The organism is Flavobacterium longum (genome assembly GCF_965137575.1).
Lineage (GTDB): Bacteria > Bacteroidota > Bacteroidia > Flavobacteriales > Flavobacteriaceae > Flavobacterium > Flavobacterium longum.
In genome coordinates this window covers 80,560-106,350 of sequence record NZ_CBCRZJ010000003.1, presented here as the reverse complement: position 1 = coordinate 106,350, position 25,791 = coordinate 80,560, and the positions used below count along the sequence as shown (strand labels likewise).

The window sequence follows — 25,791 nt, the reverse complement described above, 5'->3', positions numbered from 1 at the left end:
GCTTATCGTTTTAAAGCGAAATGTCCTTTATAGGTTCGGCCGTCGTCAAATTTGATGACGTACCAATAATCGTCAGACGGCAGCGGTTGCCCATTGTATGTGCCGTCCCAACCGTTTCCGGCCGCTCCGATTTCCTTCAGCAACTTGCCGTAACGGTCGTAAATGAAAGTCAACGTACCCGCATGGAAACGGCTGCTGACGCCTTTCACGTTCCAAGTGTCGTTGAATCCGTCGCCGTTGGGTGTGAAGAACTTAGGAATGCCCAATATAGAAATTATTTGGCTGCTTGTTGGGCATCCGTTCTTATCTTTTACATAAACGGTGTGAATTCCGGCGGGCACATTGGTCAGGATGTTCGAGGCCTGCATCGCGTTTTCATGGTCGATGGCGAACAGGTAATCACCATAACTGTTGGACGAAAGCGTGACGATGACGGTATTGTCGTCGGACAAATCCGTAATGACGATGTCCTCGATGATGGCCTGGCTCGAGGCGATGACCGGAATGTTCCTTGTCTTGCTGCAACCGTTGGCATCGGTAACAACTACGGTATAGTTTCCTTCGGCCGAGACCGTCAGCGTATAACCGTTGGCGCCGGGAATCAGTACGTTGTTGAAATACCAGAGGTAAGTGTAATCGCTCGGCGAACTGCCATCTTGTAATGCGGCATCAATCGTCGTAGTGAAGGTCGTCGCGTTCACGCACACCACATGTGGAACCAATTCCGGGTTGTCGTCAATGTCCGGCAACGGATTGACTTTGATGTTGAGGAGATACAACCGCGAACAATCATTCCCGCTTTCAATGCGCGCGTAAACCGTTTGCGACGTGTAAGGCAACAGGTTCCGGTAGTTGGTAGGGTTGGCGATGGCGTTCTGTTCCAGCAAAGCATCGGTTTCGTTTTGATAATAACGGATGCTTTGCCCGGCGGATACCGGAATACTGGCCGAGGTCAAGTCGAAAAACAGGAACCCGTCTTCCTGGCCGAAGATTTCACATTGCTCTGGAAGGTTTACCGTGACATTCGGCAAGTTATTGACTGACAAAATCAGCGTACTGTAACTGAAACATCCGCTGGTATTGTCGGTGATTTTTACCACGAGCGACTGCGGGTTGGAGAGATTCGTATAGTCATTTGCGAGGGCGTTCGTGTCATTCTGCGCATCCGAAAGCGATTCAAAATACACGACAGAAAGATTGGTGTCGCCGCCCGTGAGCGCGTTGGCCGCTTCATCCAGATTGAAGATGGTAATGCCGTCAGGGCTCGCGCCGGTGTCGCATTGAATCAGTGTTCGCGTGACCGATGGCGGCAACGGCTGGACGTCCAGCGTTACCACTGATGATTGTGCGCCGCAGATATTGCCACCACGATCCAAAACCACGCGGAATTTCCATCCATCCATGGCGGCGGTCGTGGCCGTAATGGTCAATTGGTTGGTGGTTGTTCCCGAATAGACGGCCGTTTCCGGCAGGTTGCTGAAACTGACATCGTTCGTGGACACTTGCCACTGGTAGGTTACGCCCGGATTCGTGTCTATGGTGAACACCGCGCTTTGCGCTTCGCAGGTTAAGACATCGACAGGTTGCGTTACGATGTCAATTGGCGTTGGCGTTAAATAGTTCGGGTTCGGTGCCGTATATCCGGTGGTTTCGCCCGTGACCACGCCGCTCGTGTTTACGGACGGATTGCTCGCGTTACCCAGATAACCATCGTTGTTGGCATCGGCAAAACCGGCTTCACGGACGTCACTGCATAAGTCGCCATCGGCATCTGCATCCACGGAATTGAATTGCCCATCGGCATCCGTATCGGCTGGTGTGTAGTTCAAGACACCGCTGTCTGTGCCGGTTTCCAGGCCGTTAAACAAGCCATTGTTGCCAAAAGACGCTGCGTTACCATCAACGACGCCGTTGTTGTTGGCATCCGGCGCGCCGCTTCCAGATTCAAACAGATCGTAAATGCCATCGTTGTCGCTGTCCAGATCCAAATAATCCGGAAAACTGTCGTTGTCTGAATCTGATGCGGAAATCCCGTTTCCAAAAATATTGTCGATGCCGTTTCCGTCGTCGTCCGAACCAGACAAAGCCGAGTAATTCTGCCCTTGAGATTCTATTTGGTCCGGGATGCCGTCGTTATCGGAGTCCAGATCGATTTGATCGGGAGTGCCGTCGCCGTCGGAATCTTTGGGAAGGCAAGTCGCTACAATCCTGAAAGTGGCCCGATTGGCTTGCGTGTCCAGCAGGTTTTTGTGGGTAAACGTGAGTGAGTTCGCCAAATGGGACCGAATGCTGAACGTGCCGCTGCCCGAAGCCAATGGCGCGCCTCCGTCCACGCGGAACCGTATTTCGAACGACGAAAATTCTGTAACGCCGCTTTCGTAGATGCCATCGAAATTGGTGTCAATCAGCAATTGGTTGTCCGGGTTGAGTATGGTGAGGCTTTGCGTATCGGGAACGCTTACCACAAATTCTTCGTCGGAATCGATCCAATCGGTGACATCTGCCGAAGACACATACGTCATGGCAATGCTTACCGGTTGGGCATACGTCATTTTGTAAATTACCGAGTTTCCTTTTCCGGCTGTGACTTCGGTAACGAATTTCCCGTTGGCATCGCCCTGAAACGGAATGGCCGCAGGTGTTCCACTGGCCGCCGGGAAAATGCCTGTAAATGAATTGGCGTAGTTTCCTAAAGTGATACTTCCCGCCGCCGGGTTGGTGAGATTCCAATCTTTGTCGCCAAAAGACTCGGTGCAATTGGTCAATCCGTCGTTGTCATTGTCAAGGTCGATGTTGTCATTCGCTGAATCGTTATCCATGTCTGGCGGACAACTGCTCACCGGGATTTCGTCTGAAGTAAGCGTTACACCACAGTCTGAAATTGTCGCTTCTACATAGTAGTAGCCGGGTGAAAGCGGTGTGAATTCGCGGTTTGTAGCGCCTGGAATGGGCAATCCGTTGTAGTACCATTGGAAGGCATCAAATGCCGTGGCCGTACTCACCGATAGTGAACTGTTCGGGATGCAACTCGATTGTTCAGGATCCAGGCGGTCAAAAGAAACCTCAGGCTTAAAGGTAAATCCGGAATAGAAACCGCCAAAGGTTGCCGCGTTACTGGAACCATAAGATGCGAGATACAATTGCCCGGTAGAAAATACGGAAACATTTCCGGACAGTCCGGTAATGGTGTAGGTTACATATCCGGTGTTACCGGTAACCGCTGCCGGACCGTCTATGTTCACCCCAAATGGGAGCGAGGCCAAAGTGTAAGGCACGCCGTCAAGGACAAAATTCAAGGCCGATCCGGTTTGGGTCACAATGGTGACGCGCCCGTCGAAAACCCGATCGCCTATCAAGTTGAGGTCTGGGATGTTGTCGATGACTTTTGGTGTCTGGCAACTCAGCGGCGGCACGAAAAACATTTCCTGGTTGGCCTGATCGGTTCGTCCGTCGTCACCGATGCTTTGGTAAGCAAAAATATTCTTGGTACTGCGGACGTATAAGTTGCCTTGTGGTCCATAGTAATTTCCGGTCAAAGAGGCATACTGTCCTGCATCCAGTGTTGTCGCGGGAAGAATATCTCCGTTGAGGAATATTTCGGTATCATCTTCATGGGCAATCAATAAAATACGTTCTACAGGATCTTGCCCGGTGCCGCGTATGAAGATATAGTCTTTTCCGGTTCGTTCGCTCGAGACGATTTGGTCAAAGCCGAGGTCGAGGTTTCCCATTTCGCCATTCGTTCCGCCAAACGAGCCGCAGTTCACGGCAATAGGTTTGTCCGAAGAAACCAATGACCCGATCAGGCCGCTCCGATTGGCATCCGTTGGCCCCATTACCGCCATCACGAAACTTTGGCCGCTATCCAAGACAATATCCTCGGGTGCGTTTCCGGCGAGTTGGTTGTTGTGGAGGATTACGCCGGGAGCGATGCCGCTGAAGGAGACGTGTGTATTGTTTTCGGTGGCCAATATCGAAACAAAAGTGTAATGTACGGTGCCGTAACTCGGTGCTTGTGTATTGAGGTAAGCACCAATCCTGAATTGCGTGCCGAGCGCCGCCAATCCTTTGGAAACAATAAGCCCGGCTTGGTTTGAATTTCCTGCAATCACCCGGGCCGATACCGCAATCAAGTCTTCGGCTTCGATGATAAAACCTTTGTCGGACATGACGGTGCTAACGAGATCGCTATTCACATCGAGTTGGGTGCCTTGCCCGAAACCGATAAACGATACATAGGGCTGATCCCGGGAAACGGTGCCTTCTTCTACACCGCCGCCTAAACTGATGATCCTAAAACTGACCGGCGCGAGGCTTGGGGTAGAAATATAGAGGAATTGATCTTCGGGAACAACGTCTGGCGACGACGACAATGGCGGCAAATAATGCGTTTTGCTGAATTGCGCCAGCGCGGTCACGGAAACCAGTAAAATAAGTGCAGACAGCCATTTTCTCATGATGTCAAATGTAAGAAATTCGGACTTTATCTTTTGAGCGAAAAATGGCCTTTAACAATTGTCCTGTCGTCCAAAGTCAGTACGAACCAATAATCTGTTGCAGGCAGTGCTGTGCCGTTATATGTGCCGTCCCAACCGTTTGTATTGGCATCCTGATATTTGAGCAATTTCCCGTATCGGTCAAAGATTTTAAGGGTAGCGCCTTGCCTTAAAAATAGGTTTTTGATTTGCCACAAATCGTTGAAACCATCGCCGTTGGGTGTGAAGAATCTGGGGTAATCCAGTACGACCACAGACAGTGGCGGTGTCGTTCCGCATCCGTTTTTATCACGCACATACACACGATATTCTCCCGGCGATACCGGACTGAAGGTATTGGCATCTTGCCAGCTGGCGCCATCCAGTGAATATTCATAAGCACCATTTCCGGTTACATTCACGGTTATCGTGTTGTTGTTGCCCGAAAAATCGGCGATGTCTACGGATGTGATTTGTGCAACTTGCGATGCAATGACGGTGAAATTCTTTGTCGCCGAGCAGCCGTTGGCATCGGTCACGGTCACCGAATAGGAGCCAGACGTTGCAGCGGTAATGCTATTAGACGTCTCGGATGTGTTCCAGAGATAGGCCGAAAAAGAAGCGGAAACACCAATACTGACAGGTGTATTGTCGCATAAATAAACGATTTCGTCCTGAAAATCACTCGGGTTGAAGGTGTTGACCACGAGCGTCACCGGGACAATGCCGTAACAATCCGGGCCGTTCACAATCAGCGCATAGACGATTTGCTGCAACGCCACGGTATTGGTAAAATTGTCCGGAAGCGGATTTTGCCCCAGTATGGCATCAGACGATGACGCAAAATACGAAACAGACAAACCCGCCGGAAGCCCGGCCAGCACTTGCGGCGTTACTTGTGTACTGAATGTAAAAGACGTAGATCCGTCTTCCGGGCCATCCGCATCACAAATGGAAACCGGGGTTTGCGGTGCGATGGCGTTGTTCGCGATCTGAAGGTTCACCGTTGCGTAATTCGCGCAACCAAAACCGTTTTCGACCTTAGCGACCAGGCTGCTGCCCAACGTGTTTGAATAAGCTGTCGGATTGGCTATGGCGTCCGTCCCATTCTGCGCATCGGTGAGGCTTGGATAGTACGTAACGCCCAGGGAGCTGTCACCAAAAGTCACAACAGCATTGGCTTTCGTCAGGTCAAAGGTCGAGATGCCATCATTATTATCGTCACACTGTATGAGCACGGTCGGGTCGTTGACTACGGGCAGGGCCGCATATTCGATAACCGCTTCGCCTTGGGCAATGCAGCCGGTTCCGCCCAAATTCACGTCCACAGTATAGGTCCCGGAATCGGTAACGGTATATGTGGCGTTCGTGGCGCCGGGAATGGGATTGCTGTTCTTAAACCATTGGTAGGTGTTGGTGCCCGATTCGGTGGCGTCAAGCGTTACGGTGTCGCCTTGACACACCGGGTTATTTGTCGCGAACAATCGGTCCGGACCAATGTCTGTGCCCACACTGAAGCTGCCGCCACCCAGAAAAATCGCAGAATCGTACCGTATGTTTTCTTCATCAGCGATAACCAGTTTGATGTGGTATGGCGTTCCGGGAATGACGGTCGCTTTCGCTGTCAGGACCACTGTTTGCCCGTTGAAATTCACCGGATAAGCCGAATCGTTGTATCCGCCGAAATATTGTTCGTTGATCGCCGGGCAATTGCCGCTGATTTCGGGATGTACGGTCGTCACCAAAACCGGCGTGTTGGTGTTGGGCAATACCGCGAGATTTTGATAGGGTTGCGAACTCCCGACCGGTTTCAGCAAAAATGCAAAACCGTCAGAATAGCGGCAAGGCGCCGTTCCCGAATATTCTTCAGAAGCAAAAATGTAGTCGAAACTAATCTGGCTGGACAACGGCGTAAAATCGAATTCCAGTACAGTCGCGTTGTACGTATTGCCGATGCCAAGCGCTTGTTCGAGATCCTGATCGCCGGCCCACGAGGTTGAGCCTTCGTCCACCAAATTGTTGTTTGGGCCTTCGGCACGCACCGCCCGCGCCGTACTCAGGACGATACCATCGGTAAACGGAAAAAGCGGTGAAGTGTTCGTGAAATAGCCGAAACTCTGTTGCCCGGCCGAAAAAGTATCGCCGCTCACGGCAAAATTCGACACGTTGGCGCACGGGCTGTCAATCAGGACATCCTGCACCAATTGTTGTGCGGAATAGGTGTCGTTCACCTGGATGTTCTGTGCGAATAATCCGGTCGGGATAAAAGCGAAAATCCAATAAAATCGTGCCTTTGCCCTTTGTATCATAGCAACGGCAAAGATACTACAAATCGCGTTTTTTCAGCAGTTTGTATGAGATTAACACAAATATAACAGTCCATACGAGTACGATGACAATCGACCAAAAATGCACACCGTAATCCTTGACGTTGTTCATCCCGATCTGGCCCTGCATCGTTTTAATGACCGAAAGCCTTGTAAATGGTTCCACCAACAGGTTGGAAATGGATTGTAACGGGAAGAAAGAAGCAATGGTATCGGCGGTTTTTTCATTGAAAATCTGCCAGCGCATCAAGCCATAAGCAATGCCTTCGCCGATGTACCAGACCAATAGGAAACCCAGCGCGAAAGCCGAGCGTTTCACCAAAATGCCCAGGAAAAGACAAAACGAGAAGAAACCCACCAGTTTGACGAAGAACGCCAGCAGGTATTCCATTTCCGAAAAAATGATGCCCGGTTCTTTGTACGATGAGAAACACAAGCCCAGAATCAGGCTCATCACAAAAACGTAAACCGTTGATGCCAGCGCGAAAACCACTACCGTGAGAAACTTTGATTTGATGAATTCTTCCTTGCTCATGCCGTCGATAAGGTTTTGCTTGAGCGTGCCGTAACTGTATTCGTTGGCCATCATGGAGACAATGACAATCGCGAGGAAGAACTTGAAATAATCGGCCATATACGAATTGAAATGCCAGATGTACGGGAAGTTGAAAATGCCCATTTCGGCCAGGTGCAATTTGAAGTTCCCGATGTCAAACTTAATGGAAGCAATGAGCGCGATGAACGACAATAGGATGAAATAGGTCAGTGTCAGAACGCGGCTCGCGCGGTTTTTCCAGATTTTCTGGAATTCTATGGAGAGAAGTCTTTTCATGATGATTATTTGGTAAGTTCGAGGAATTGCTCTTCAAGCGTGTTTTGGCGGCGGACCAGATGCGTGACATACACATTGCGCGATACCAGGAAACGGTTGATTTCATCTGGCCTTACGGAATTTTTCGTCCGGAGAATGATGCGGCCATCTTGTTCTTCTACCGATTGTGTTTCCGGATAATCCCGCAATGCTTCCCTAAGCGACCGCATTTCGACGGCGGCCAATTCATAAAACGATTGCCCTTCGAGCATACTGTCTACGCGGCCAGAATACAGGATGATGCCTTTTCTCAGTACCAACACATGCGAACAGACTTTTTCCACTTCGTCCAAAAGGTGCGATGCCAGCAGAATGGTCGTGCCCTGCGCCGCAATTTTTTTGATGATTTCCCGGATTTGGTGGATGCCTTGCGGGTCGAGGCCGTTTGTGGGTTCGTCCAGGATTAGGATTTCCGGGTCATTGAGCAGCGCCGATGCAATGGCCAACCGCTGTTTCATACCCAGTGAAAACGTCCGGAACTTGCTGTCCTGTCTCTCGATCAGGCCTACAAGTTCCAGTTTTTCGGCGACCTTACTGTAGGGTGCGCCTTTTATTTTACAGACCAATTCCAGATTTTGACGCGCGGTCATGTACGGATAGAAATTCGGGCGTTCAATGATCGCGCCCACTTTCTTTAGCGCATCGTGCGTCTGCATTTTTCCGCCGAACCAGGCGTAGTCGCCGGAAGTCTTGTTGACCACATTCAGGACGATGCCCAGTGTGGTCGACTTTCCGCTGCCGTTTGGCCCGAGGATGCCATATACATTGCCTTTTTCGATTTCGAGGGAAACATTGTTCACCGCGTGTACGCGTCCGTACTTCTTGTGGAGATTCCTGATGGATAAGATGGTTTCCAAATGTTGGTTTTTTTGGTTCGGTTGCTTGACGACCAAGATAAAAAATTGTTACCGAAGAAAGCGGTAAAAAGTTCCCACGCGAAAAAATAACCGGTAAGGTCTTGATTTGGCTATATTTGCTTTCAAAATTCCTCTTCGATGTTTAGAAAAATACTCCAAATAGGCATGTTGCTCACCGGTGCCTTGGTTTTCGGCCAAACGTTCAACGGCACTACCGGCCCAATTTCGGACGACGGACAACTCAACGATTACAGCGTGCCCGTTTTTGGGCTGTCAACGCCGCTGGGTGCAAGCTTTGGTTTGGTCAAGGTTTGTCTCAACATCACACACACTTGGGATTCAGATTTGAACGTATCGCTCATCGCGCCCGACGGCACACCCGTAAACCTTTTCTCCGGGCTCGGTGGCGACGGCGACAATTTTTCCGGAACTTGTTTGAGTCAGGAAGCGGGTGAAAGCATCAACCAAGGCAGCGCGCCGTTTACGGGATTGTTCCGTCCGCAGCAAACGCTCGGCAATGTCAACAACGGGCAAAGCGGTAACGGCGTTTGGACTTTGCGGATTCTCGATACGTATCCGGATGCCGACACGGGTTCGGTTTTGGGCTGGAGCATCGAATTCGGCGAAAATGCCGCCACGCCATTCGTCTTTACGTCGTCCAATTTGCCCATCGTCATACTCAATACCAACGGGCAGCCCATCTTGGACGACCCGAAAGTGCCGGCCACGATGACCATCATCAGCAACGACCAAGGCTTGCCCAATTTTGCTAACGGCACGGGTACGGCCTACAACATCGGGATTGAAGTCCGCGGGAATTATTCGCAGTCGCTGCCGCAAAAGCCTTATAAATTCGAAACCTACGATACAGAAGGGCAGGAGTTGGATCTCTCGTTACTCGGAATGCCAGAGGAACACGACTGGACGCTGATTTCCAACTACAATGACAAAGTATTCATGCGCAACACCATGTCCTATGAGCTGTTCCGGCAAATGGGTCATTACGCTGCAAGAAGCCAATATTGCGAGGTCGTCCTCAATGGCGATTATCAGGGCGTTTATATGCTCATGGAGGCGCTTAAACGCGATAATGAAAGAATCGACATCGCCAAACTCGACGCTGATGAAAATGCAGGGGTAGACGTCACCGGCGGCTACATCCTCAAATGCGACTACTGGAATTGGGACGACAGTTGGCAAACACAATTCACCCCAATCGGCCATCCGGAGCGCGACGTGCATCTGGTGTACGAATACCCGAAGCCCGAAAACATCACGCCTGAGCAACAATCCTACATCCAGACGTTCATCAATGATTTCGAAACGGCCTTGTACGGAAACAATTTTTCCGACACCGCCACGGGTTATGCAAAATATATTGATACGGATTCGTTCATCGATTATTTCATCGTCAACGAACTGGCCCGGAATATCGACGGTTTCCGCAAGAGTTTTTGGATGCACAAAGACAAAGACAACAGTGATTCCGAACTGTCTAAACTCGCCCTTGGTCCGGTGTGGGATTTCGATTGGGCGTATAAAGACATCTGGAGTTGTTCCATTTTTGAAGCCACAGACGGGTCAGGTTGGGCGTATGACATCAATGATTGCAATCCTGATGTGGCGTCGCCAGGCTGGCATATCCGCTTGTTGCAAGATCCGGCATTCGCCAACAAATTGCGCTGCCGCTGGGAATCGTTCCGCACATCTTTCATGAGCGATGCCGCGCTGCTGCAGTACATTGACAACACAGCCGCATTGCTCCAGGAATCGCAGGCGCGACATTTTGACCGCTGGGGCAATCTCGGCGTAAATACCGGAACGCCCGAAGTCCAACAGGATCCGGCCACTTTTGCCGGTCAAATCGCCAAATTCAAGGATTGGCTTTTGTTGCGTACGGCGTGGCTCGATGCGAATATTCCCGGTACGACGAATGACTGTGCGCTTAGTATTGGGCCTCGCAACCCCGAGAATGCCAAGATTTATCCAAACCCGGCGAGTGACACTTTTCAATTGTCATTAGCGTCGACATGCGCGGTCGATAAAGCGGCGTTTTATGACGTGTCGGGCCAACTCGTGAAAATGGCCACACCGGCGCGCGACGGGTCGTTCTCGGTGGCCGAATTGGCCAATGGCGTATACTTATGCAAGCCTATCGTAAACGGTATCGCTTACAGACCCGTGAAACTAGTGGTCATCCACTGAGGTGATGGTTGCGTTATAGGTTTTCTTCGACAAAACGGCGACTGTATTCCTTGATTTGCCCGCGGACATTCCGGAAAACTTCCATAATATCGCTTTCGGTTCCGGTCGCTTTGGCCGGATCAGGGAAATTATGGTGAAATTTCTGGGCGTTCGACGGGAAGAACGGACAGTTTTCCTTGGCGTTGTCGCAAACGGTAATGACGAAGTCAAATTCAATGTCGGCATATTCGTCTACGTGATTGCTCGTATGGCCTGACAGATCGATGCCGTCTTCGGACATCACAGCAATCGCACGCGGGTTTACGCCGTGGGTTTCAATGCCCGCGCTGTAAACTTCCGCTTTATTTTGTGCAAAATACCTCAGATAGCCTTCCGCGATTTGGCTTCGGCAACTGTTGCCGGTACAAAGGATAAGTATTTTCTTCATATTACACGAGCAGCCAGATGAGGTTTATGATAAAGAATTTCGGATCCCAGCCAAAAAGCAATTGCAATACGATCACGGAAGTCGTGATCACGATGGGCCTTTTGTATTTGACGAAGAGGTTAACAGCAGTTTCCATCGGTTCCGCAGCATGAGGTTTCCAAATCGGATAGTTTCAGTTTTTCTTTCGGGATGCCGCAATGGTCGGCTGCCAGACAGGCTGTTCTCTTGGCCAGCAACAGGAAGTTTTGGCCGTTGAACCCGAGGTCGTATTTCCCGATGGTGTCAGACTGGTATTCTACTTCGATGTCTAGGTCTTCGATGCCGAGGACTTTTTCGGACAATGCGATAATGTTCTGAAGTTTCCCGGGTTTGAGCCGATGATCAAAGTCATTCGCGTCCCACAATTGGAAGTTGACGACTTTTTCGGTCCTGACCACACCGCCGCAATCGATGAAATGTTTGGAGACGATGCCGATTTCGGTCACATGGAAATGTTTCGGCACGAAGGTGCCATTTTCCAGTTGGAAATTTACCGTATCGACAGTGGTGAGCAGTTGTTTGATTTCTGATAGTTTCATGATGGAATTATTTAGCAACAGTTATTTTTCTTTTGTTCCAGATGTCCGGAAACGGTTTTGAAATAGGATTGTAGGATTTCCAAGCCGCTTTCGTCGATACAATAGCAAATGGCGTTTCCTTCCACATTTCCTTTGATCAGGCCGGCGGTTTTCAATTCCTTCAAGTGTTGGGAAACCGTAGGCTGGGCGAGAGGCAACACATTCACGATGTCGCCGCAAATGCACGTGTCAACGCCCATGAGGTATTCTATGATGGCCACGCGTGCAGGATGCCCGAGCGCTTTGGCGAGGTTGGCGATTTGGTTTTGCTTGTCGGTGAAATGTTCGGTCTTGGTTGCGCCCATGATTGATTTTTATATTGCAATATTACGATAAACTTTATTGCAACCAAATTTTTTAGGATTATTTTTTTGTGTTGTTATCGGATAAAAAAAGAAACCCCGCCGAAGCAGGGATTATAAATGACAATTTGAGCCTTTTTAAACGTGTGAATGACGCCGCTGGTACAAGTTGATCAGCGTTTCGTTGATTTCACGGTGTTCCTGGGTAAGGGAAATGGTTCGTCCTACATCATCGTTGGTGACTTGGAGGTGGCACACTTTACACTCGAATTCCTTGAAGTGATTGGTGACGTATTTGGTGGTGACGAATTTGTGGCCAAACAATGTGCACAAAAGGCGTCCGGCCAGAGAATGCTCCTTGTAAGTTACTGATTTCATGTTCTGTAGGTTTGGGATGATAAACATACAAGAGCCGACTCAACTTCCAAAAAAAATCCGATGAATTACCTAAAAACACTATGAAACAACAGAAAAGGACTACAAATGTTGACCTAGGAAAAGAAAAAATCCGCAAGTCATGGGCAAGTGCCGCCGATTTACGGATTTGATTTTTAACGACTTACGTCTGGCTAGCTTTTCTGTTCTTTGTTGAAGTAGACCAAATAGTAGTACATCTGTTTTTCTTCGTCCCAGCCTTTTTCCACGAATTTCTCCGCGCTTTCCGGGTTGATGAAATCGAGCTTGATCTGGATGTTCGTATCCAGGTTGATGACGTTCTTGATGGATTTTCTGGCGTCGCTTACCGCAGCATTCGCAATCGGGAATGTGGTCACGTCCTCGATCGAGAATTTCGGGCCTTTGTCCACTTTGTAACTTTTGAACTCGGGAACCAAGTCCGGGTTGTCGAGCACTTCGTTCAGGAAATTGGTTTCCTCGAACTGGTCGTTCTTGGCGAAATAGTTCACCGAGCGGTTCATGAACATGACTTCCTCTTTTTTGTCTTCGGCAGGGAAAACCACGTCTTTCGCGAAGTTCTGGCAGAATTTGAGGTATTTCTTGGTCATGAAGTTTTCGTCCTCGAATGCATCCACCGAGAGGAAATGTTCCAGCCAGTAACGCGCGTCGTAACGGTTCGAATCTACCGTCAGGATTTTGTAGCCTTCGTCTTTTTTATGGTTAAAGATCAAACAGCCTTTGTCGAGTTTGTTGAGGTTGATGCCTTGCTGCAAGATCATTTCGAGTTGCGAACCTCTTTCGCTGAATTGCAAAAAGTCCGTCTGGATTTCGCTTTTGAAAATGCCCACGGCGTCCACTTTCTGGTTATCGATAGACAAATGCGTCAGGTACGCCACGTAGACTTCGCCGTTTTTGATGTGCGGATGCCCGCTTTGCTCATACAAATGTTGCGTGATTTTCTTCGACACCTCATGCACGTTCTCCGGATGTTCGAAAATCTCCGAGGCGTATTTGTACATGTCGTTGTAATCCAGGTCGACTTCGTGCGCAAATTGGTAGTAATTCTCCTCCTTATCGCGGAACGGCTTCAGGAAAAACTCTTTCAGCAGTGGCACGATTTCATCGTTGAGCGCATAGGGTTCGCCCGACAAAAACACAGATTCATTACGGCTTTTATTTCCAACGCGGTGGATGGAAAGGGTTTCGATGTGCGTGTTGTATAAGTTGATCAATGCAATGAATAATTAATAGTTAATAATGAATAAGGGTGAAGGTTGGAATTGGATGCAGAATGACAATTATTAATTGTTCATTATTAATTGGTTTAATTCCAGTTTTCCTCAAACCCGAAATCCTCAAAATTCTCGTTGTCGCCGAAAGCATCGAGGTCGTCTTCGTCATAATCGTCATCGTCGAAATCGAATTCATTCTCGTCGGTGCCGAATTCCTTCTCGGGCGCATCGGCAGGCATTTCACCGTGTGCAAAAAGCGTTGACGGATAACTTTCGCCCGGTTGCGGTTCTTCCATCGCGGCCAATTCCACGAAAAACGTCCACATGTTCATGAAGTCGTACACGTAGATGATTTTGGTCTGGTCTTCATTGAGCAATTCGCTCAGCGCGTAATCCGACATGATTTTCTGTTCGCCGGGAACGTCGCCGCCGTCGAAGAGCGAAATCTCGTCTTCCTGGTTCCAGCTTTCGTCGCAGGTGTAGAATGAGGCGAGTTCAGAACCATCAAAACCAAAGGCATTGACAATGGCGTTGTGCAAGTCTTCGAGCGAGTCGTCCGAAGCGATGGCGATGTCCCTGAACACGTCTTCTTCGGTGTCCAGAATCACCCTGAATTTGTAAATCATAACAAAAAAATTATAGGAAGCGCAAAGGTAAAATTAATATCGGGTTGGCGGCAAAAAAGAAATCAACAAATTACCGCGATGGTACTTGCGCCGCGATTTTGTGGATGGAATACACCGTGTGCGGGTACACTGCCTTTGCGACATATTTTGACAGCAGGCTGACGCCAAGTATCGGGACGAATAATACATAGTTGCCCGTGAGGCCGCAAACCAGGAAAACAGCAGTCAACGGCGCATGGATGCTGGCGCTCAAAACCGCCGCCATGCCCACCAACATAAAGTTCAGCGGGACAACGTCGGCGCCAAAAAACGCATTGGCGCACATCGCGGACAGCCATCCGAGAAATGCACCCAAGAACAAGCTTGGCGCAAAAACACCGCCATCGCCGCCAGAAGCCAACGTGGCCGACGTGACAATGGGTTTCAATAACAATACCCCCAATGTGGCGCAAACAACCGGTAGTGTTAATGTTGTTGTTGGCGTGATGAACATCGTTTTCAGCGCGTGGTAGCCATCGCCGTACAAAGCCGGAAATGCCAATAACGACAACGAAAGAATTGCGCCGCCGATGACCATTCTCTGTCGCGCATTGATCGGCTGGAACCGGCTCTTGAAAAACAGGACGCAACGCGTGAGGTAAATCGAGAGCAGTGCCGCCAGGATACCCAATATCAGCCAATACGGAACTGCACGATAATACCATCCGGTAGGGTTGATGTCGAACAGTCTGGGTTCGGCCAAATAGTAAAGAAGCACGGACGTACATGCGATGGCGACAGCAACCGCCCACGCAAAGGTTTTACTGATTTTACGCGAAATGACTTCGTACGCAAAGAAAATTCCTGCGAGCGGGCTGTTGAACAATGCGGTGATCCCGGCAGCCACGCCTGCGCAGATCAATTCGGTTTTGTATTCGCGGAAGAAATTGGCCTTTTGTTGCACGACCGACCCGACTGCCGCCGACGCAACAACCGTAGACACCTCGATGCCTGTAGAACCGCCGAAAACTACGGTCAAAAAGCCGTTGAAGAAATGCGAAGGGATTTTATAGGCTGGAAGGTTTTTCTTTTTCGATTGTGTGCATTCAAAGATTTCGGTGATGCCTTTGTTCGGTTTCTTCTCAAACAAGTATTCGCGCAGCAAAGAAATCAGCCCAAGCCCAATGAACGGCAACAATACAAAAAGCCACGGATGCAGCGACGCTTGTGTAAAGAGTCGGTGTTCATATTGGTCGGTCAAATGCTTGAGCGTGACGGCCAATAATGCCGATAGACATCCGATAATTACTGAAGCAACGGTGATTTTCCGGAATTTGATGAGTGAGCGGCGCCGCTTGATCTGGGAATGTGTCATGGCAGAAGGCAAGAACTACAAAGTTACTATCGGGTGTTTAAAAACGCCAGAAACGGATGTTATTTTTAGGAAAGCTTTGGCATTGCGCCCGACAGCAAAAAAAAGCCGCATCAAGCGGCTTTAAAGTATTTCAGTTATTTTTTAATGTTTCTCGCTGGTGCAAAGCCCGACGATTTCGTGGAAGATATCGTGCGCTTCGGTGATTGATTTTTTCAGCGCGTCGTTCGAAGCGTTGCTTTTCACAAGTTTATTGACTTCCTGGGTTTTCACCTGCAGTCTTTTAACGGTTTCCATGAGCCGCTCGGTCTTGATTTCGCGTGGCACTTCCTTCGTGGACAATTCCATGGCTTTGTCGGCCAAGGTTTGCGAAAAATTCTTCAGCGGTTCAAAGTTGCCCTGTTCTACTGGATGGAAACTTCTGGACATCACTTCGTGGAAGGTTTTCATCGCCGGCCATTTGTCTAGCGTACTTTGTGCAGATGCAGGTACGGCCATCAAAAACAAGATCGCAATGGCCAGTGTCTTAACGTATTTCATAGTAGTTTTAATTAGTTTCTTTCAAAGATAGAAAAATATCGCTCGCGTGAAATCAATCGGTTAGAATTTTTCCTTTGCGATTTTGTTGTGGATTTCATTTACTTGACCCATCGCCGCCGAACCGTACCAAGGATAATATTCGGCCTTGAGCAAACCGGCCGCAACTGTAGGGTCAGACGACACGAGTTCTTTGGCTTCTTCCATCGACGTCACATTGAAGATATACAATCCGCGGAACGCATTCTCGTTTTTACCGAACGGCCCGGCTACCGCCAATTTTTCGGATTCGGCCATTTTCTTAATGTTTTCCATGTGTCCGGCGAAAATCTTGTCGCGCTTGGCTTTGTCTTCCATTTGGGTGTCGCCGGTTTTCAGGATAACCAAAATGTAGTTCTTCATGCCGTAAGCATCCGCGCCGAGCTTCAAGGCCAATTTTGGATCGTAACTTTCGTCTTGTGCAACGGCCGAACCGCCGGCCAGCAACAACACGAGCAGCAAATGTTTAAGATGTAATTTCATGATAATATTGTTTTTGGTGTGGATTAATTCCAGGGAATTTGGTCGTCCAAGATACGATTTCGTTTACAATTCATCCTGAAAATTCTGCAATTCGGTCAGGAATTATTTTATAGGTTTACGTCCCGAAAGATATTTGCCGCATCAAATCAAGCAAAATGAAATCAATTTTATCGACACTGTTTTCTCTCCTGTCTTTAGCATGTTTTGCACAATCCGTCGTTTCGGGCAAAGTTACCGATATGAAAGGCAACCCGATTCCCGGCGCCAACATTTACATCGACGGTAGTTACGACGGTGCCAGTTCTGACGAAAAAGGCCAGTTTTCTTTTACGACGTCCGAAAAAGGCAAACAGGTTTTGGTCGTGAGTTTCCTCGCCTATGAAACCTCCAGGACCGAAATCGAGGCTGAAAATGCCACCAATCAAACCGTCAAACTCAAGGAAAGTGTCAATACACTCGACGCGGTCGTGATTACCGCCGGAACTTTTGAGGCCGGAGATAAGGCACGCGTTTCGGTGCTCAAACCACTGGATATTGTTACTACTGCTGGTTCTGCCGGCGACATCGTAGCGGCGTTGCAAACCTTGCCGGGCACGCAAACCGTGGGCGAAGATGGCCGCTTGTACGTGCGCGGCGGCGAGGCCGATGAAACCCAGACGTTCGTAGATGGCATCCGTGTGGCGCAACCGTATGGCGCAACCACCAATGAATTACCTACGCGCGGTCGTTTTTCCCCGTTTCTGTTCAGCGGGATTTCCTTTTCCACGGGCGGCTATTCAGCAGAGTATGGCGAAGCCTTGTCCAGCGTATTGCTTTTGAACACGCAGGATGAGCCAGACCAGAACAAAACCGATATTTCGCTGATGACCGTCGGGCTCGGGTTCGGCCATACCAAGAAATGGCAAAAGAGTTCACTGTCCGTCAATACGGCCTATATCGACTTGGCGCCGTATCAGGTCGCGATTCCGCAGGACGTGGAATGGAACAGGCCGTATCAGTCGCTTTCCGGCGAAACGGTCTACCGCTACCAATTCGAGAAAGGCTTGCTCAAGGTTTATGCGGCTTTCGATGCCGCGCGTTTTGATGTGGATCAGGAAACCGTCAATGCGCCTTACGTAAACCGCGTGGATCTGCAGAACAACAACTTCTATCTCAACAGTTCTTATTTGGGCGATTTGCCGGGCGAATGGCAACTGTTCACCGGCTTGGGCTACGGTTACAGCAAGAATACCATAGGGCTCAATCTGGACGATGTGGACAACGACGAGAACGCGCTGCACTTGAAAGTGAAACTCCGCAAGAATTTTTCGGATCGGTTCAAACTGTCTTTCGGCGCGGATTATTTCGTCACGGCATTTGATGAAGTATATCAGCAAAACGCCGGCGACCGGTTCGCAACCGGTTACGACGCCAATCTGGCGGCAGCCTTTGCGGAAGGAGACATTTTCTTATCGAAGAACTTCGCGGCCAAAATCGGCATCCGGGCGTCGCACAACAGCATTCTGGGTGAAGCCACCGTATCGCCGCGTGTGTCGCTGGCCTACAAAATCAAGCGCAAAGGGCAATTTTCGTTCGCTTACGGTGAATTCAGCCAGGCGCCGCGTGCCGAATACCTGAAGTTTTCTGATTTTCATCAATTCGACAACGAGCGTGCACGGCATTATATCTTGAATTACCAATATAGCCGCAATAAACAAACATTTCGTCTGGAAACGTACCTCAAGGAATACCGCGATTTGGTTAAGTTTTCCGGCGACAGCCAGCCGCTTGATTACAATAACGATGGCTCGGGTTACGCCAAAGGCATCGACGTATTCTGGCGCGACGGGAACAACATCCGCAATCTGGAATACTGGGTTTCGTATTCGTTCATCGATACCCAGCGCGACTACAAGGATTTTCCGACCTCGGTAACGCCGAACTTCGTGGCCAGCCACAGCCTTTCTGTCGTGACGAAATACTGGATCAACAGTTGGCGGTCTCAACTCGGTGTGAGCAATAGTTTCGCTACGGGACGACCGTTCAATAACCCAAATGACACGGCGTTCATGGCGAGCCGGACGAAAAGCTACAACAACATGAGCGTGAGTTGGGCATATCTATTATCGGCGCAGAAAATCCTGTATTTTTCGGTGTCGAACGTGTTGGGCAACCAGAATATCTTTGGCTACGAATACGCGGACACGGCCAACGCAAACGGCATTTATGAGCGTCGTGCCATCCGACCGACCGCGGACCGTTTCTTTTTCGTGGGCTTCTTTTGGACGATTTCGGACGACAAGAAGAGCAATCAGTTGGATAATTTGTAAAGTCGAAAGCCGAACGCGCGTCAAGTTCTGCAATCGGCTGCGGTTCATCCTTAAAAATCAACAGTTCAGTAGAAAACAATTTCATCATCTTAAAACCGCGGCTACATTTGCCGGGTAATCTTTAAAAAACAACATCATGAAAAAAGCAATTACCACCATCGTATTACTGGTTAGCGTGCTGGCGGGCGCGCAAGGAAAATTTGAAGAAGGCATGGGCAAGGCGTTCCAATTGTGGGGCGAAGGCAAACCTGATGAAGCATCGGCTATGTTCGAGCGAATTGCTTCGGCGGAGAAAAACAGTTGGCTCCCGAACTATTATGTGGCGCTGGTCAACACGACCTCGTCTTTCCAGAGCAGAGACAAAGAACGTGTGTCGGCCCTATTGAAGAAAGCCCAGGATGCGCTGGATATTGAGTTTGTAAAAGACCCGAACAACCCGGAGTTTTTGATTATGCAAGCCATGATTTATACCGGTTGGGTGGCGTTTGATCCGCAAACCTATGCCATGACATATTCGTCGAAAGTAATGGAATTGTACACCAAAGCGCAGGTGCTTGACCCTACCAATCCGCGGGCGGTGTTCTGTAAAGCCGAGTACGAAATGGGCGGTGCGAAATACTTCGGGTCAGACATCAAGCCGATGTGCGCAGAAGTTGACCGTTCCATAGCGTTGTTCGAGAATTTTAAACCAGCCTCGCCGTTGCACCCGAAATGGGGTTTGGACCGCGCCTTGGCGACACAGAAAGAGTGCAACAAGAAATAGTAAAGCATTTGCTTTCATTAAATTAAGTTTGTCGATATGAAGTATTTTATAAAGATATTATTTCGAGGTCTGGTGATCAGTGCTGTGGTGGCTACCATCATGATTTCGCTCGAAATAGCGTTCGGCAGAACGTTGACCATCGACACAAATTTTGCAATTGAACTAGGGTATTATTGTATGTATTGCGTGGTTCTTACGGCAATCAATAGCACATATTTCGATTATGTGAACCGAAAGGTGAGCTGGCGTAAATTCGGACGTTACCGGATTTTGATCAGCGCGTTGGGCGGCGTCGCGTTGACGACATTGGGAATTTTCCTGATCCGGGCGGTGATCAATGTGTTGATAGAAGGCAAGTCGCTAGACTTATTTTTAAAGGGCGAGCGCGTGCAGTTCTACATTATCTCACTGTTGATTACGCTCGTCATTACGTTGTTTTTCCATGCCGTTTATTTCTACAAACGTACGCAGGAAAACAAAGTAAAGGAGCAGAAGATCATTGCGGGCACGGCGTCGGCGAAATTCGAGACGCTCAAGAACCAGATTGATCCGCACTTTTTGTTCAATAGCCTGAATGTGTTGAGCTCGCTCATTGAGGAAAATCCAGACTCAGCACAAAAGTTTACTGCCTCTTTATCAAAAATTTACAGATACGTTCTTGAACAAAAAGATAAAGAGTTGGTTTCGGTGGAAGAAGAGCTTTCGTTTGCGCGGACGTACATGAATCTGCTGAAGATGCGCTTTGAAAACAGTGTGTTTTTCGAGATGCCGGAAACGGTTCCCGCGGAAGCCTGGGTGGTGCCGCTGTCGTTGCAATTGTTGTTGGAAAACACGGTAAAGCACAACGTGGTAAGCGAGCAAAAGCCGCTTTATATAAAGATTTATGTTGATGGCGATGTATTGGTCGTCGAGAACAAACTCCAGAAGAAAGAAGTGTTGCAGAGCCGTCAGGGTGTAGGGTTGCAGAATATCGTCAGCCGATACGCCATCATCACCAACAGAAAGGTCATGCTCGAGGAAACGGCAGATGCCTTTGTCGTTAAAATCCCAATCCTGACCAAGCAGGTTGCAGTATTGGACCCGATCTACATCGACGAACGCAACGCATACCAGCGCGCGCAAAAGAAAATGGAAGACATCCGCGATTTTTACGGGCATGCCACGTCGTACGTGCTGGTTATCGTCGGACTCGTCATTTTGAATGCAGTTACCACGCCAGACTATTGGTGGGTTTTCTGGCCAGCCATCGGCTGGGGTATTGGGTTGGGTATCCACGGTGTTGCGGTGTATAGCCTCGTGCCTTTTCTTGGAAAAGACTGGGAAGAGCGAAAAATCCAAAAGATCATCGAGGAAGAAAAAATCAAAAAATGGGAATGATGGAAAAGCGGAACCTACAAGAAGAGCGCATCTACGAAAAAGCACGGAAAAAAGCCAAGGAAATTAGAGGGTTTTACATCAACCTGACGTGTTATTGCGTCATCATCCCGACGCTCTTCGTCATCAACCTTATTTACTTCCCAGGTTTTTTCTGGGTGTTCTTCTCGGCGCTCGGATGGGGTTTGGGGTTGGTTTTCCATTACATGGAAGCGTTCGACAAAGGGTATGCTATTGGGCAAGATTGGGAAGACCGCAAGATTGCAGAAATACTTAAGAAAGAAAATATTAAATCTCAAATAGACAGTCAATTAAAGAAGGATTTGAAAATGGAAAATTATTACAATTCCGAAGAAGCCAAATACGAGCGCGCCAAAAAACAGGTGAAAGCACAGTCGGGTTTCTATAAGCACTTGATCAGTTATATCTCCATCAACCTTTTCATCATTCTGGTGAAGGTTTTCAGGGAAGGCACAGATGTGCTATCGCAATGTGACACCTATACCGTCGCGTTCTTCTGGGGCATCGGCCTTGCGTTCCATGCCATTGGCGTGTTTTATAAACAGGCGGTATTCGGCAGGAATTGGGAAGAGCGCAAGATTCGCGAGATCATGGAAAAGGACAAACGCCAAAAATGGGAATAATGACCACAATCATCATCGAAGACGAAAAGCCCGCGGCGCGCCTGTTGCAGCGAAAACTGGACAAGCTCGGTGTTCCCGTGCAGGAAATGCTGCATTCCGTGGAAGAAGCGATTGCGTGGTTCTCCAATCATCCGCATCCTGAGCTGATTTTCCTGGACATTCAGCTTTCCGACGGGTTGTCGTTCGAGATATTTGAGGCGATCGACATCAAAAGCGCGGTCATCTTCACGACGGCATATGACGAATACGCGCTCAAGGCATTCAAGCTGAACAGTATCGATTACCTACTCAAGCCGATAGATGAGGATGAGCTGGCGGCTGCCGTGGCAAAATACCGTGAGCGGCAACCGGTAAAATCGCCGGTTAATGTTGATTTTGACGAAATCAGGCGTTTGCTCGGCGCGCCGGCCAAGGAATACCGAAAGCGGTTCACGATCAAAGTAGGGCAACACTTAAAAGTAGTCACTACCGCCGACGTGGAGTGTTTCTACAGTGAAAACAAAGGTACGTATGCGCATACGTCCGATAACCGCGATTACCTGATCGACACTACGCTGGAGGTTTTGGAAAAGGAATTGGATCCGACGGCGTTCTTTAGGGTCAGCAGAAAACACATCGTCCCGATGGCATCCATCAAGGAAATTACCGTGTACAGCAACTCGAGGCTAAAGGTTATTTTGCCGACTTACAAGGCTGATGAAGTGATCGTCAGTCGGGAAAAAGTGCAGGATTTTAAAACTTGGCTAGGTTAAAAATAAGGAATACTTATTATTTAAGTAATAAACTTTATAAAACTAGAAACCAATGTTTTAGACAGCTTCGATAGATTTGTTCTATTGATGGAATTCTGGTTATTTGGACAGTCGGTGCAGGACATAGGTCATGTTGGTCAACAGCAGAAAAGCCACGACCTGATGCAACAGTCCGAGCCACAACGGCACGCCGTACAGCAACGTAAGCACACCTAGCGCGAACTGCGAAAAGACTACGATGATCAGCAGACGCAACCCTTTTGATTGATGCGCGTCGGTCGTTGTCTTTTTGCTTCGGAAGTATAGCAACACCATCGCGGCGACTACAACGTATGCCAGTGTCCGGTGTACGAACTGCACGCCGCTCTTCCCCTCGGTCAACGCCAAGAGCGCCGAGTCTTTTTCTAACCAGACGCTTTCATGCAAAAATTCGCCGTCGCTCATCAGCGGCCAATGGTTGTGTACCAATCCGGCATTTAACCCGGCCACAAATCCACCGTAGATGATTTGAACAAGGAGCAACACCAAGGCGTAGCGTGCCAGATTCCGCAATGGGTGAATCGTTCGTCGCTCCGGATAGATCAAATCCAATCCAACCCAAAACGTATAAGCAAAAGTGATGAATGCCGTAAAGAGGTGCAGCGCCAGCCTGAAATGGCTCACGTCCGGGTTGTCCACCAAGCCGCTTTTTACCATAAACCAGCCAAAAAACCCTTGCAAAGCGCCCAATCCCAGTAAGATGAGGCATTTCTTGATGGTGGCGCGGTCCAATCTTTTCTTGATCAGGAAATACACAAACGGGATGATGAAGACGATGCCGATAATCCGCCCGATAAACCGATGGAACCATTCCCAGAAATAGATGAATTTGTAATCGTCGAGCGTAAAATCTTTCTGGCTGTTGATGAGTTTGTACTCGGGGAATTGCTTGTATTGCTCGAACGCCTGTTCCCATTTGGCTTCAGACATCGGCGGGAACGTGTCGGTCACCAAATGCCAGTCGGTCATGGAAAGGCCGGAATTGGTGAGCCGCGTGATGCCGCCAACCACAACCATGATAAAAATCAATACACATCCTGAAAATAGCCAGATTACCACCGGCCGGTCTGTCTTTTTCATATTATTCCACGTTTTTCTGGGGTTTCAAACCTAATGTAGATGCTTTCTGGATCACGAAACGCTTCGCCGCGTCGTAATCGTTCGGGATATCGCCTTCCAGGATGGCTTCCTTTACGGCGTCTTTCAAAATGCCGATTTCGCGCGACGGTTGTAAATTGAACATTTCCATGATTTCCTCGCCCGTAATCGGCGGCTGGAAATTCCTGACGTGGTCGCGTTCTTCCACTTCCACGATTTTGCGGCGCACCAGTTGGAAATTCTGGTGGTAGCGTTTGTAGCGGTTCGGGTTTTTGGTCGTGATGTCGGCCTCGCACAACGTCATGAGGCTTTCCACGTCCTCGCCCGCATCGAAAACCAATCGGCGTACGGCAGAATCCGTGACTTCATCCTGAGAAAGCACGATTGGGCGCGAAGACATCATCACCATTTTCTGCACGAATTTCATCTTCTGGTTCAGCGGCATGTGCAGGCGTTCAAAGAGTTTCTTCACCATTTTCCCGCCCAGGAATTCATGCCCATGGAACGTCCAGCCCACTTTTTTGTCGTAGCGTTTCGTAGGCGCTTTACCGATGTCGTGCAACAATGCTGCCCAGCGCAGCCATAAATCTTCGGTGTTTCGGCAAATGTTGTCCACCACTTCCAGCGTGTGGTAAAAATTGTTCTTATGCGTTTGGCCTTCGATCTCCTCAACGTTGTTCAGCGCTGTGAGTTCGGGCATGATCAAGTCCAAAAGCCCGGTCTGGTATAGCAAGAGGAAGCCCGTCGATGGTTTCGGCGTGGCCAATATCTTGTTCAATTCCTCGACGATGCGTTCGCCGGAAATGATGCCGATGCGTTCCTTATTGCGGCTTATCGCCTCGAGCGACGCCTTTTCAATGTCGAAGCCGAGTTGTGTGGCAAAACGGATGGCGCGCATCATCCGGAGCGGATCATCTGAATAGGTAATGTCTGGATCCAGCGGTGTGCGGATGATTTTATTCTCCAGGTCGTCAAGCCCGCCGAACGGATCGAGCAATTCACCGAAATTCCGTTGGTTCAGCGACAAAGCGAGCGCATTGATGGTGAAATCGCGCCTATTCTGGTCGTCCTGGAGCGTGCCGTTTTCCACAAGCGGCTTGCGGCTGTCGCGCTGGTACGATTCTTTTCTGGCGCCAACGAATTCAATGTCGATGTCCTGAAAACGCAGCATCGCCGTGCCATAGTTCTTGAAAACCTGCACTTTCGGACGTTTCGGCAGCAATGCCGATGTCTTGAGCGCGAGTTCGATGCCGCTGCCCACAGCCACGAAGTCGATGTCTTTCTTGTGGTCTCGCCCCAAGATCAAATCACGGACAAAACCGCCAATGACGTAGCTCTCAACGTCCAATGCTTCCGAGGCTTGCGCAACGGTTTCGAAAATCTTATGATGTAAGGCTTCTTTGTAATTCCTGACCACAGGCTGCTCTGTTTTACCCAATTGTCAACTTCCAATTGTCCATTATTTCCTGATGATTTTCACCTGCGAATCGCTCGTCAGCTTAATGATGGCCGAAGGTTTTCCGCCCACTTTATCGCGGTGCAAATTTACGACATAGTCTACGCCGTTTATGATTTCAGGCGATATTTCTTTGAACGAAAGCGGTGTAGGTTCACCAGATATGTTGGCCGATGTCGATACCAGGGGTTTCTTCATGCGTTCCATGAGTTTGTAGCAGAATGGTTCGGTCACCAGCCGCACACCCAAAGTCTGGTCTTCGGCGATGATATTTTTGGCCACATTCCTGGGATTGTCCAAGATCAACGTCGTCGGTTTTTCGCTCAAATCCAGGATTTGCCACGCCACTTCCGGGATTTCCTTGAACACGTTGTACAGCATTCGGTCGCCGTTCATCAGCACAATCATGGATTTGGTTTCCTCGCGGCGTTTGAGCGCGTAAATCTTCGCGATGGCTTCGGGGTTGGTCGCGTCGCAGCCAATGCCCCAGACCGTATCGGTCGGGTAGAGGATAATGCCGCCTTTCTGGATGATTTCAAAGGCGTTATGCACTTCGGTATTGAGGTCGCCCATAGCTAAAGTTTGCCCAAATTTACGGCGCGATTACAAAA

Annotated in this window: 23 protein-coding genes; 6 read left to right on the top strand and 17 right to left on the bottom strand. The window is 49.1% G+C overall.

All coding sequences use genetic code 11. The features are described 5' to 3' along the window. Positions 1 to 2 precede the first annotated feature (2 nt). The 4 genes from ACM9J1_RS06085 to ACM9J1_RS06070 are packed head-to-tail and all read right to left on the bottom strand — an operon-like array spanning position 3 to position 8,530. Positions 3 to 4,457: a T9SS type B sorting domain-containing protein gene (locus ACM9J1_RS06085; protein ID WP_415581126.1), complete on the bottom strand. Its 4,455-nt coding sequence runs from the start codon at positions 4,455 to 4,457 to the stop codon at positions 3 to 5. Positions 4,458 to 4,483: 26 nt separating this feature from the next. Beyond that, on the bottom strand, positions 4,484 to 6,784 hold the full coding sequence (locus ACM9J1_RS06080; protein ID WP_415581124.1) for a choice-of-anchor L domain-containing protein: 2,301 nt from the start codon (positions 6,782 to 6,784) through the stop codon (positions 4,484 to 4,486). 16 nt (positions 6,785 to 6,800) lie between these two features. Next, the gene (locus tag ACM9J1_RS06075) at positions 6,801 to 7,634 is read right to left on the bottom strand and encodes an ABC transporter permease (RefSeq protein ID WP_415581123.1); all 834 of its coding nucleotides are present in this window, start codon (positions 7,632 to 7,634) and stop codon (positions 6,801 to 6,803) included. A 5-nt stretch (positions 7,635 to 7,639) separates the two neighbouring features. Continuing rightward, complete coding sequence (locus tag ACM9J1_RS06070) at positions 7,640 to 8,530, bottom strand: ABC transporter ATP-binding protein (protein WP_415581121.1); 891 nt, start codon at positions 8,528 to 8,530, stop codon at positions 7,640 to 7,642. Between the two features lie 138 nt (positions 8,531 to 8,668). Here ACM9J1_RS06070 and ACM9J1_RS06065 point away from each other — a divergent pair, with 138 nt between their 5' ends. After that, positions 8,669 to 10,735, top strand: coding sequence for a CotH kinase family protein (locus tag ACM9J1_RS06065; RefSeq protein ID WP_415581119.1), 2,067 nt, complete (start codon positions 8,669 to 8,671; stop codon positions 10,733 to 10,735). Between the two features lie 13 nt (positions 10,736 to 10,748). On the opposite strand, the gene ACM9J1_RS06060 is transcribed toward ACM9J1_RS06065, so the two are convergent. From ACM9J1_RS06060 to ACM9J1_RS06015, 10 genes are all read right to left on the bottom strand, one after another. After that, on the bottom strand, positions 10,749 to 11,162 hold the full coding sequence (locus ACM9J1_RS06060) for an arsenate reductase ArsC (protein WP_415581118.1): 414 nt from the start codon (positions 11,160 to 11,162) through the stop codon (positions 10,749 to 10,751). Between the two features lies 1 nt (position 11,163). Next, on the bottom strand, positions 11,164 to 11,298 hold the full coding sequence (locus ACM9J1_RS06055; RefSeq protein ID WP_415581117.1) for a hypothetical protein: 135 nt from the start codon (positions 11,296 to 11,298) through the stop codon (positions 11,164 to 11,166). Then, entirely contained in the window at positions 11,282 to 11,740 is a 459-nt protein-coding gene (locus ACM9J1_RS06050; RefSeq protein ID WP_415581115.1) for a DUF6428 family protein, read from the bottom strand. Before ACM9J1_RS06050 ends, ACM9J1_RS06055 begins: the two co-directional genes overlap by 17 nt. Positions 11,741 to 11,751: 11 nt before the next feature. Continuing rightward, a complete protein-coding gene (locus ACM9J1_RS06045; RefSeq protein ID WP_415581114.1) occupies positions 11,752 to 12,084 on the bottom strand; it encodes an ArsR/SmtB family transcription factor in 333 nt (110 codons plus the stop codon). A 135-nt stretch (positions 12,085 to 12,219) separates the two neighbouring features. Continuing rightward, positions 12,220 to 12,459 carry a hypothetical protein gene (locus tag ACM9J1_RS06040; RefSeq protein ID WP_415581112.1) on the bottom strand — a complete coding sequence of 80 codons (240 nt, stop codon included), beginning with the start codon at positions 12,457 to 12,459 and terminating at the stop codon, positions 12,220 to 12,222. Positions 12,460 to 12,650: 191 nt separating this feature from the next. Next, positions 12,651 to 13,709 carry a nucleoid-associated protein gene (locus tag ACM9J1_RS06035; protein ID WP_415581110.1) on the bottom strand — a complete coding sequence of 353 codons (1,059 nt, stop codon included), beginning with the start codon at positions 13,707 to 13,709 and terminating at the stop codon, positions 12,651 to 12,653. Between the two features lie 92 nt (positions 13,710 to 13,801). After that, positions 13,802 to 14,335 carry an IS1096 element passenger TnpR family protein gene (locus ACM9J1_RS06030; protein WP_415581109.1) on the bottom strand — a complete coding sequence of 178 codons (534 nt, stop codon included), beginning with the start codon at positions 14,333 to 14,335 and terminating at the stop codon, positions 13,802 to 13,804. 70 nt (positions 14,336 to 14,405) lie between these two features. Beyond that, positions 14,406 to 15,689, bottom strand: a complete 1,284-nt coding sequence (locus tag ACM9J1_RS06025; protein ID WP_415581107.1) for a chloride channel protein — start codon at positions 15,687 to 15,689, stop codon at positions 14,406 to 14,408. A 141-nt stretch (positions 15,690 to 15,830) separates the two neighbouring features. Beyond that, on the bottom strand, positions 15,831 to 16,226 hold the full coding sequence (locus ACM9J1_RS06020) for a hypothetical protein (RefSeq protein WP_415581105.1): 396 nt from the start codon (positions 16,224 to 16,226) through the stop codon (positions 15,831 to 15,833). A gap of 60 nt (positions 16,227 to 16,286) precedes the next feature. Beyond that, positions 16,287 to 16,745, bottom strand: a complete 459-nt coding sequence (locus ACM9J1_RS06015) for a YciI family protein (protein WP_415581103.1) — start codon at positions 16,743 to 16,745, stop codon at positions 16,287 to 16,289. A gap of 155 nt (positions 16,746 to 16,900) precedes the next feature. Between ACM9J1_RS06015 and ACM9J1_RS06010 the strand changes: the two genes are divergently transcribed. The 5 genes from ACM9J1_RS06010 (at position 16,901) to ACM9J1_RS05990 (ending at position 22,587) form a co-directional block, all read left to right on the top strand. Then, positions 16,901 to 19,054: a TonB-dependent receptor gene (locus ACM9J1_RS06010; RefSeq protein WP_415581101.1), complete on the top strand. Its 2,154-nt coding sequence runs from the start codon at positions 16,901 to 16,903 to the stop codon at positions 19,052 to 19,054. A 136-nt stretch (positions 19,055 to 19,190) separates the two neighbouring features. Further along, positions 19,191 to 19,817, top strand: coding sequence for a hypothetical protein (locus ACM9J1_RS06005; protein ID WP_415581100.1), 627 nt, complete (start codon positions 19,191 to 19,193; stop codon positions 19,815 to 19,817). Positions 19,818 to 19,853: 36 nt separating this feature from the next. Next, the gene (locus ACM9J1_RS06000) at positions 19,854 to 21,194 is read left to right on the top strand and encodes a 2TM domain-containing protein (protein ID WP_415581098.1); all 1,341 of its coding nucleotides are present in this window, start codon (positions 19,854 to 19,856) and stop codon (positions 21,192 to 21,194) included. Beyond that, a complete protein-coding gene (locus ACM9J1_RS05995) occupies positions 21,194 to 21,835 on the top strand; it encodes a 2TM domain-containing protein (protein WP_415581096.1) in 642 nt (213 codons plus the stop codon). The genes ACM9J1_RS06000 and ACM9J1_RS05995 overlap by 1 nt, the downstream gene beginning before the upstream one ends. Continuing rightward, the gene (locus ACM9J1_RS05990) at positions 21,835 to 22,587 is read left to right on the top strand and encodes a LytR/AlgR family response regulator transcription factor (protein WP_415581094.1); all 753 of its coding nucleotides are present in this window, start codon (positions 21,835 to 21,837) and stop codon (positions 22,585 to 22,587) included. The genes ACM9J1_RS05995 and ACM9J1_RS05990 overlap by 1 nt, the downstream gene beginning before the upstream one ends. Before the next feature lie 99 nt (positions 22,588 to 22,686). Here the strand turns inward: ACM9J1_RS05990 and ACM9J1_RS05985 are convergent, their stop codons facing one another. From ACM9J1_RS05985 to ACM9J1_RS05975, 3 genes are read right to left on the bottom strand one after another with little or no spacing between them, the layout of a single operon-like run. Continuing rightward, positions 22,687 to 23,706 carry a COX15/CtaA family protein gene (locus ACM9J1_RS05985; protein WP_415581092.1) on the bottom strand — a complete coding sequence of 340 codons (1,020 nt, stop codon included), beginning with the start codon at positions 23,704 to 23,706 and terminating at the stop codon, positions 22,687 to 22,689. A gap of 1 nt (position 23,707) precedes the next feature. Further along, positions 23,708 to 25,141, bottom strand: coding sequence for a CCA tRNA nucleotidyltransferase (locus tag ACM9J1_RS05980; protein ID WP_415581091.1), 1,434 nt, complete (start codon positions 25,139 to 25,141; stop codon positions 23,708 to 23,710). Between the two features lie 42 nt (positions 25,142 to 25,183). Continuing rightward, complete coding sequence (locus tag ACM9J1_RS05975) at positions 25,184 to 25,753, bottom strand: L-threonylcarbamoyladenylate synthase (protein ID WP_415581089.1); 570 nt, start codon at positions 25,751 to 25,753, stop codon at positions 25,184 to 25,186. Positions 25,754 to 25,791 lie beyond the last annotated feature (38 nt).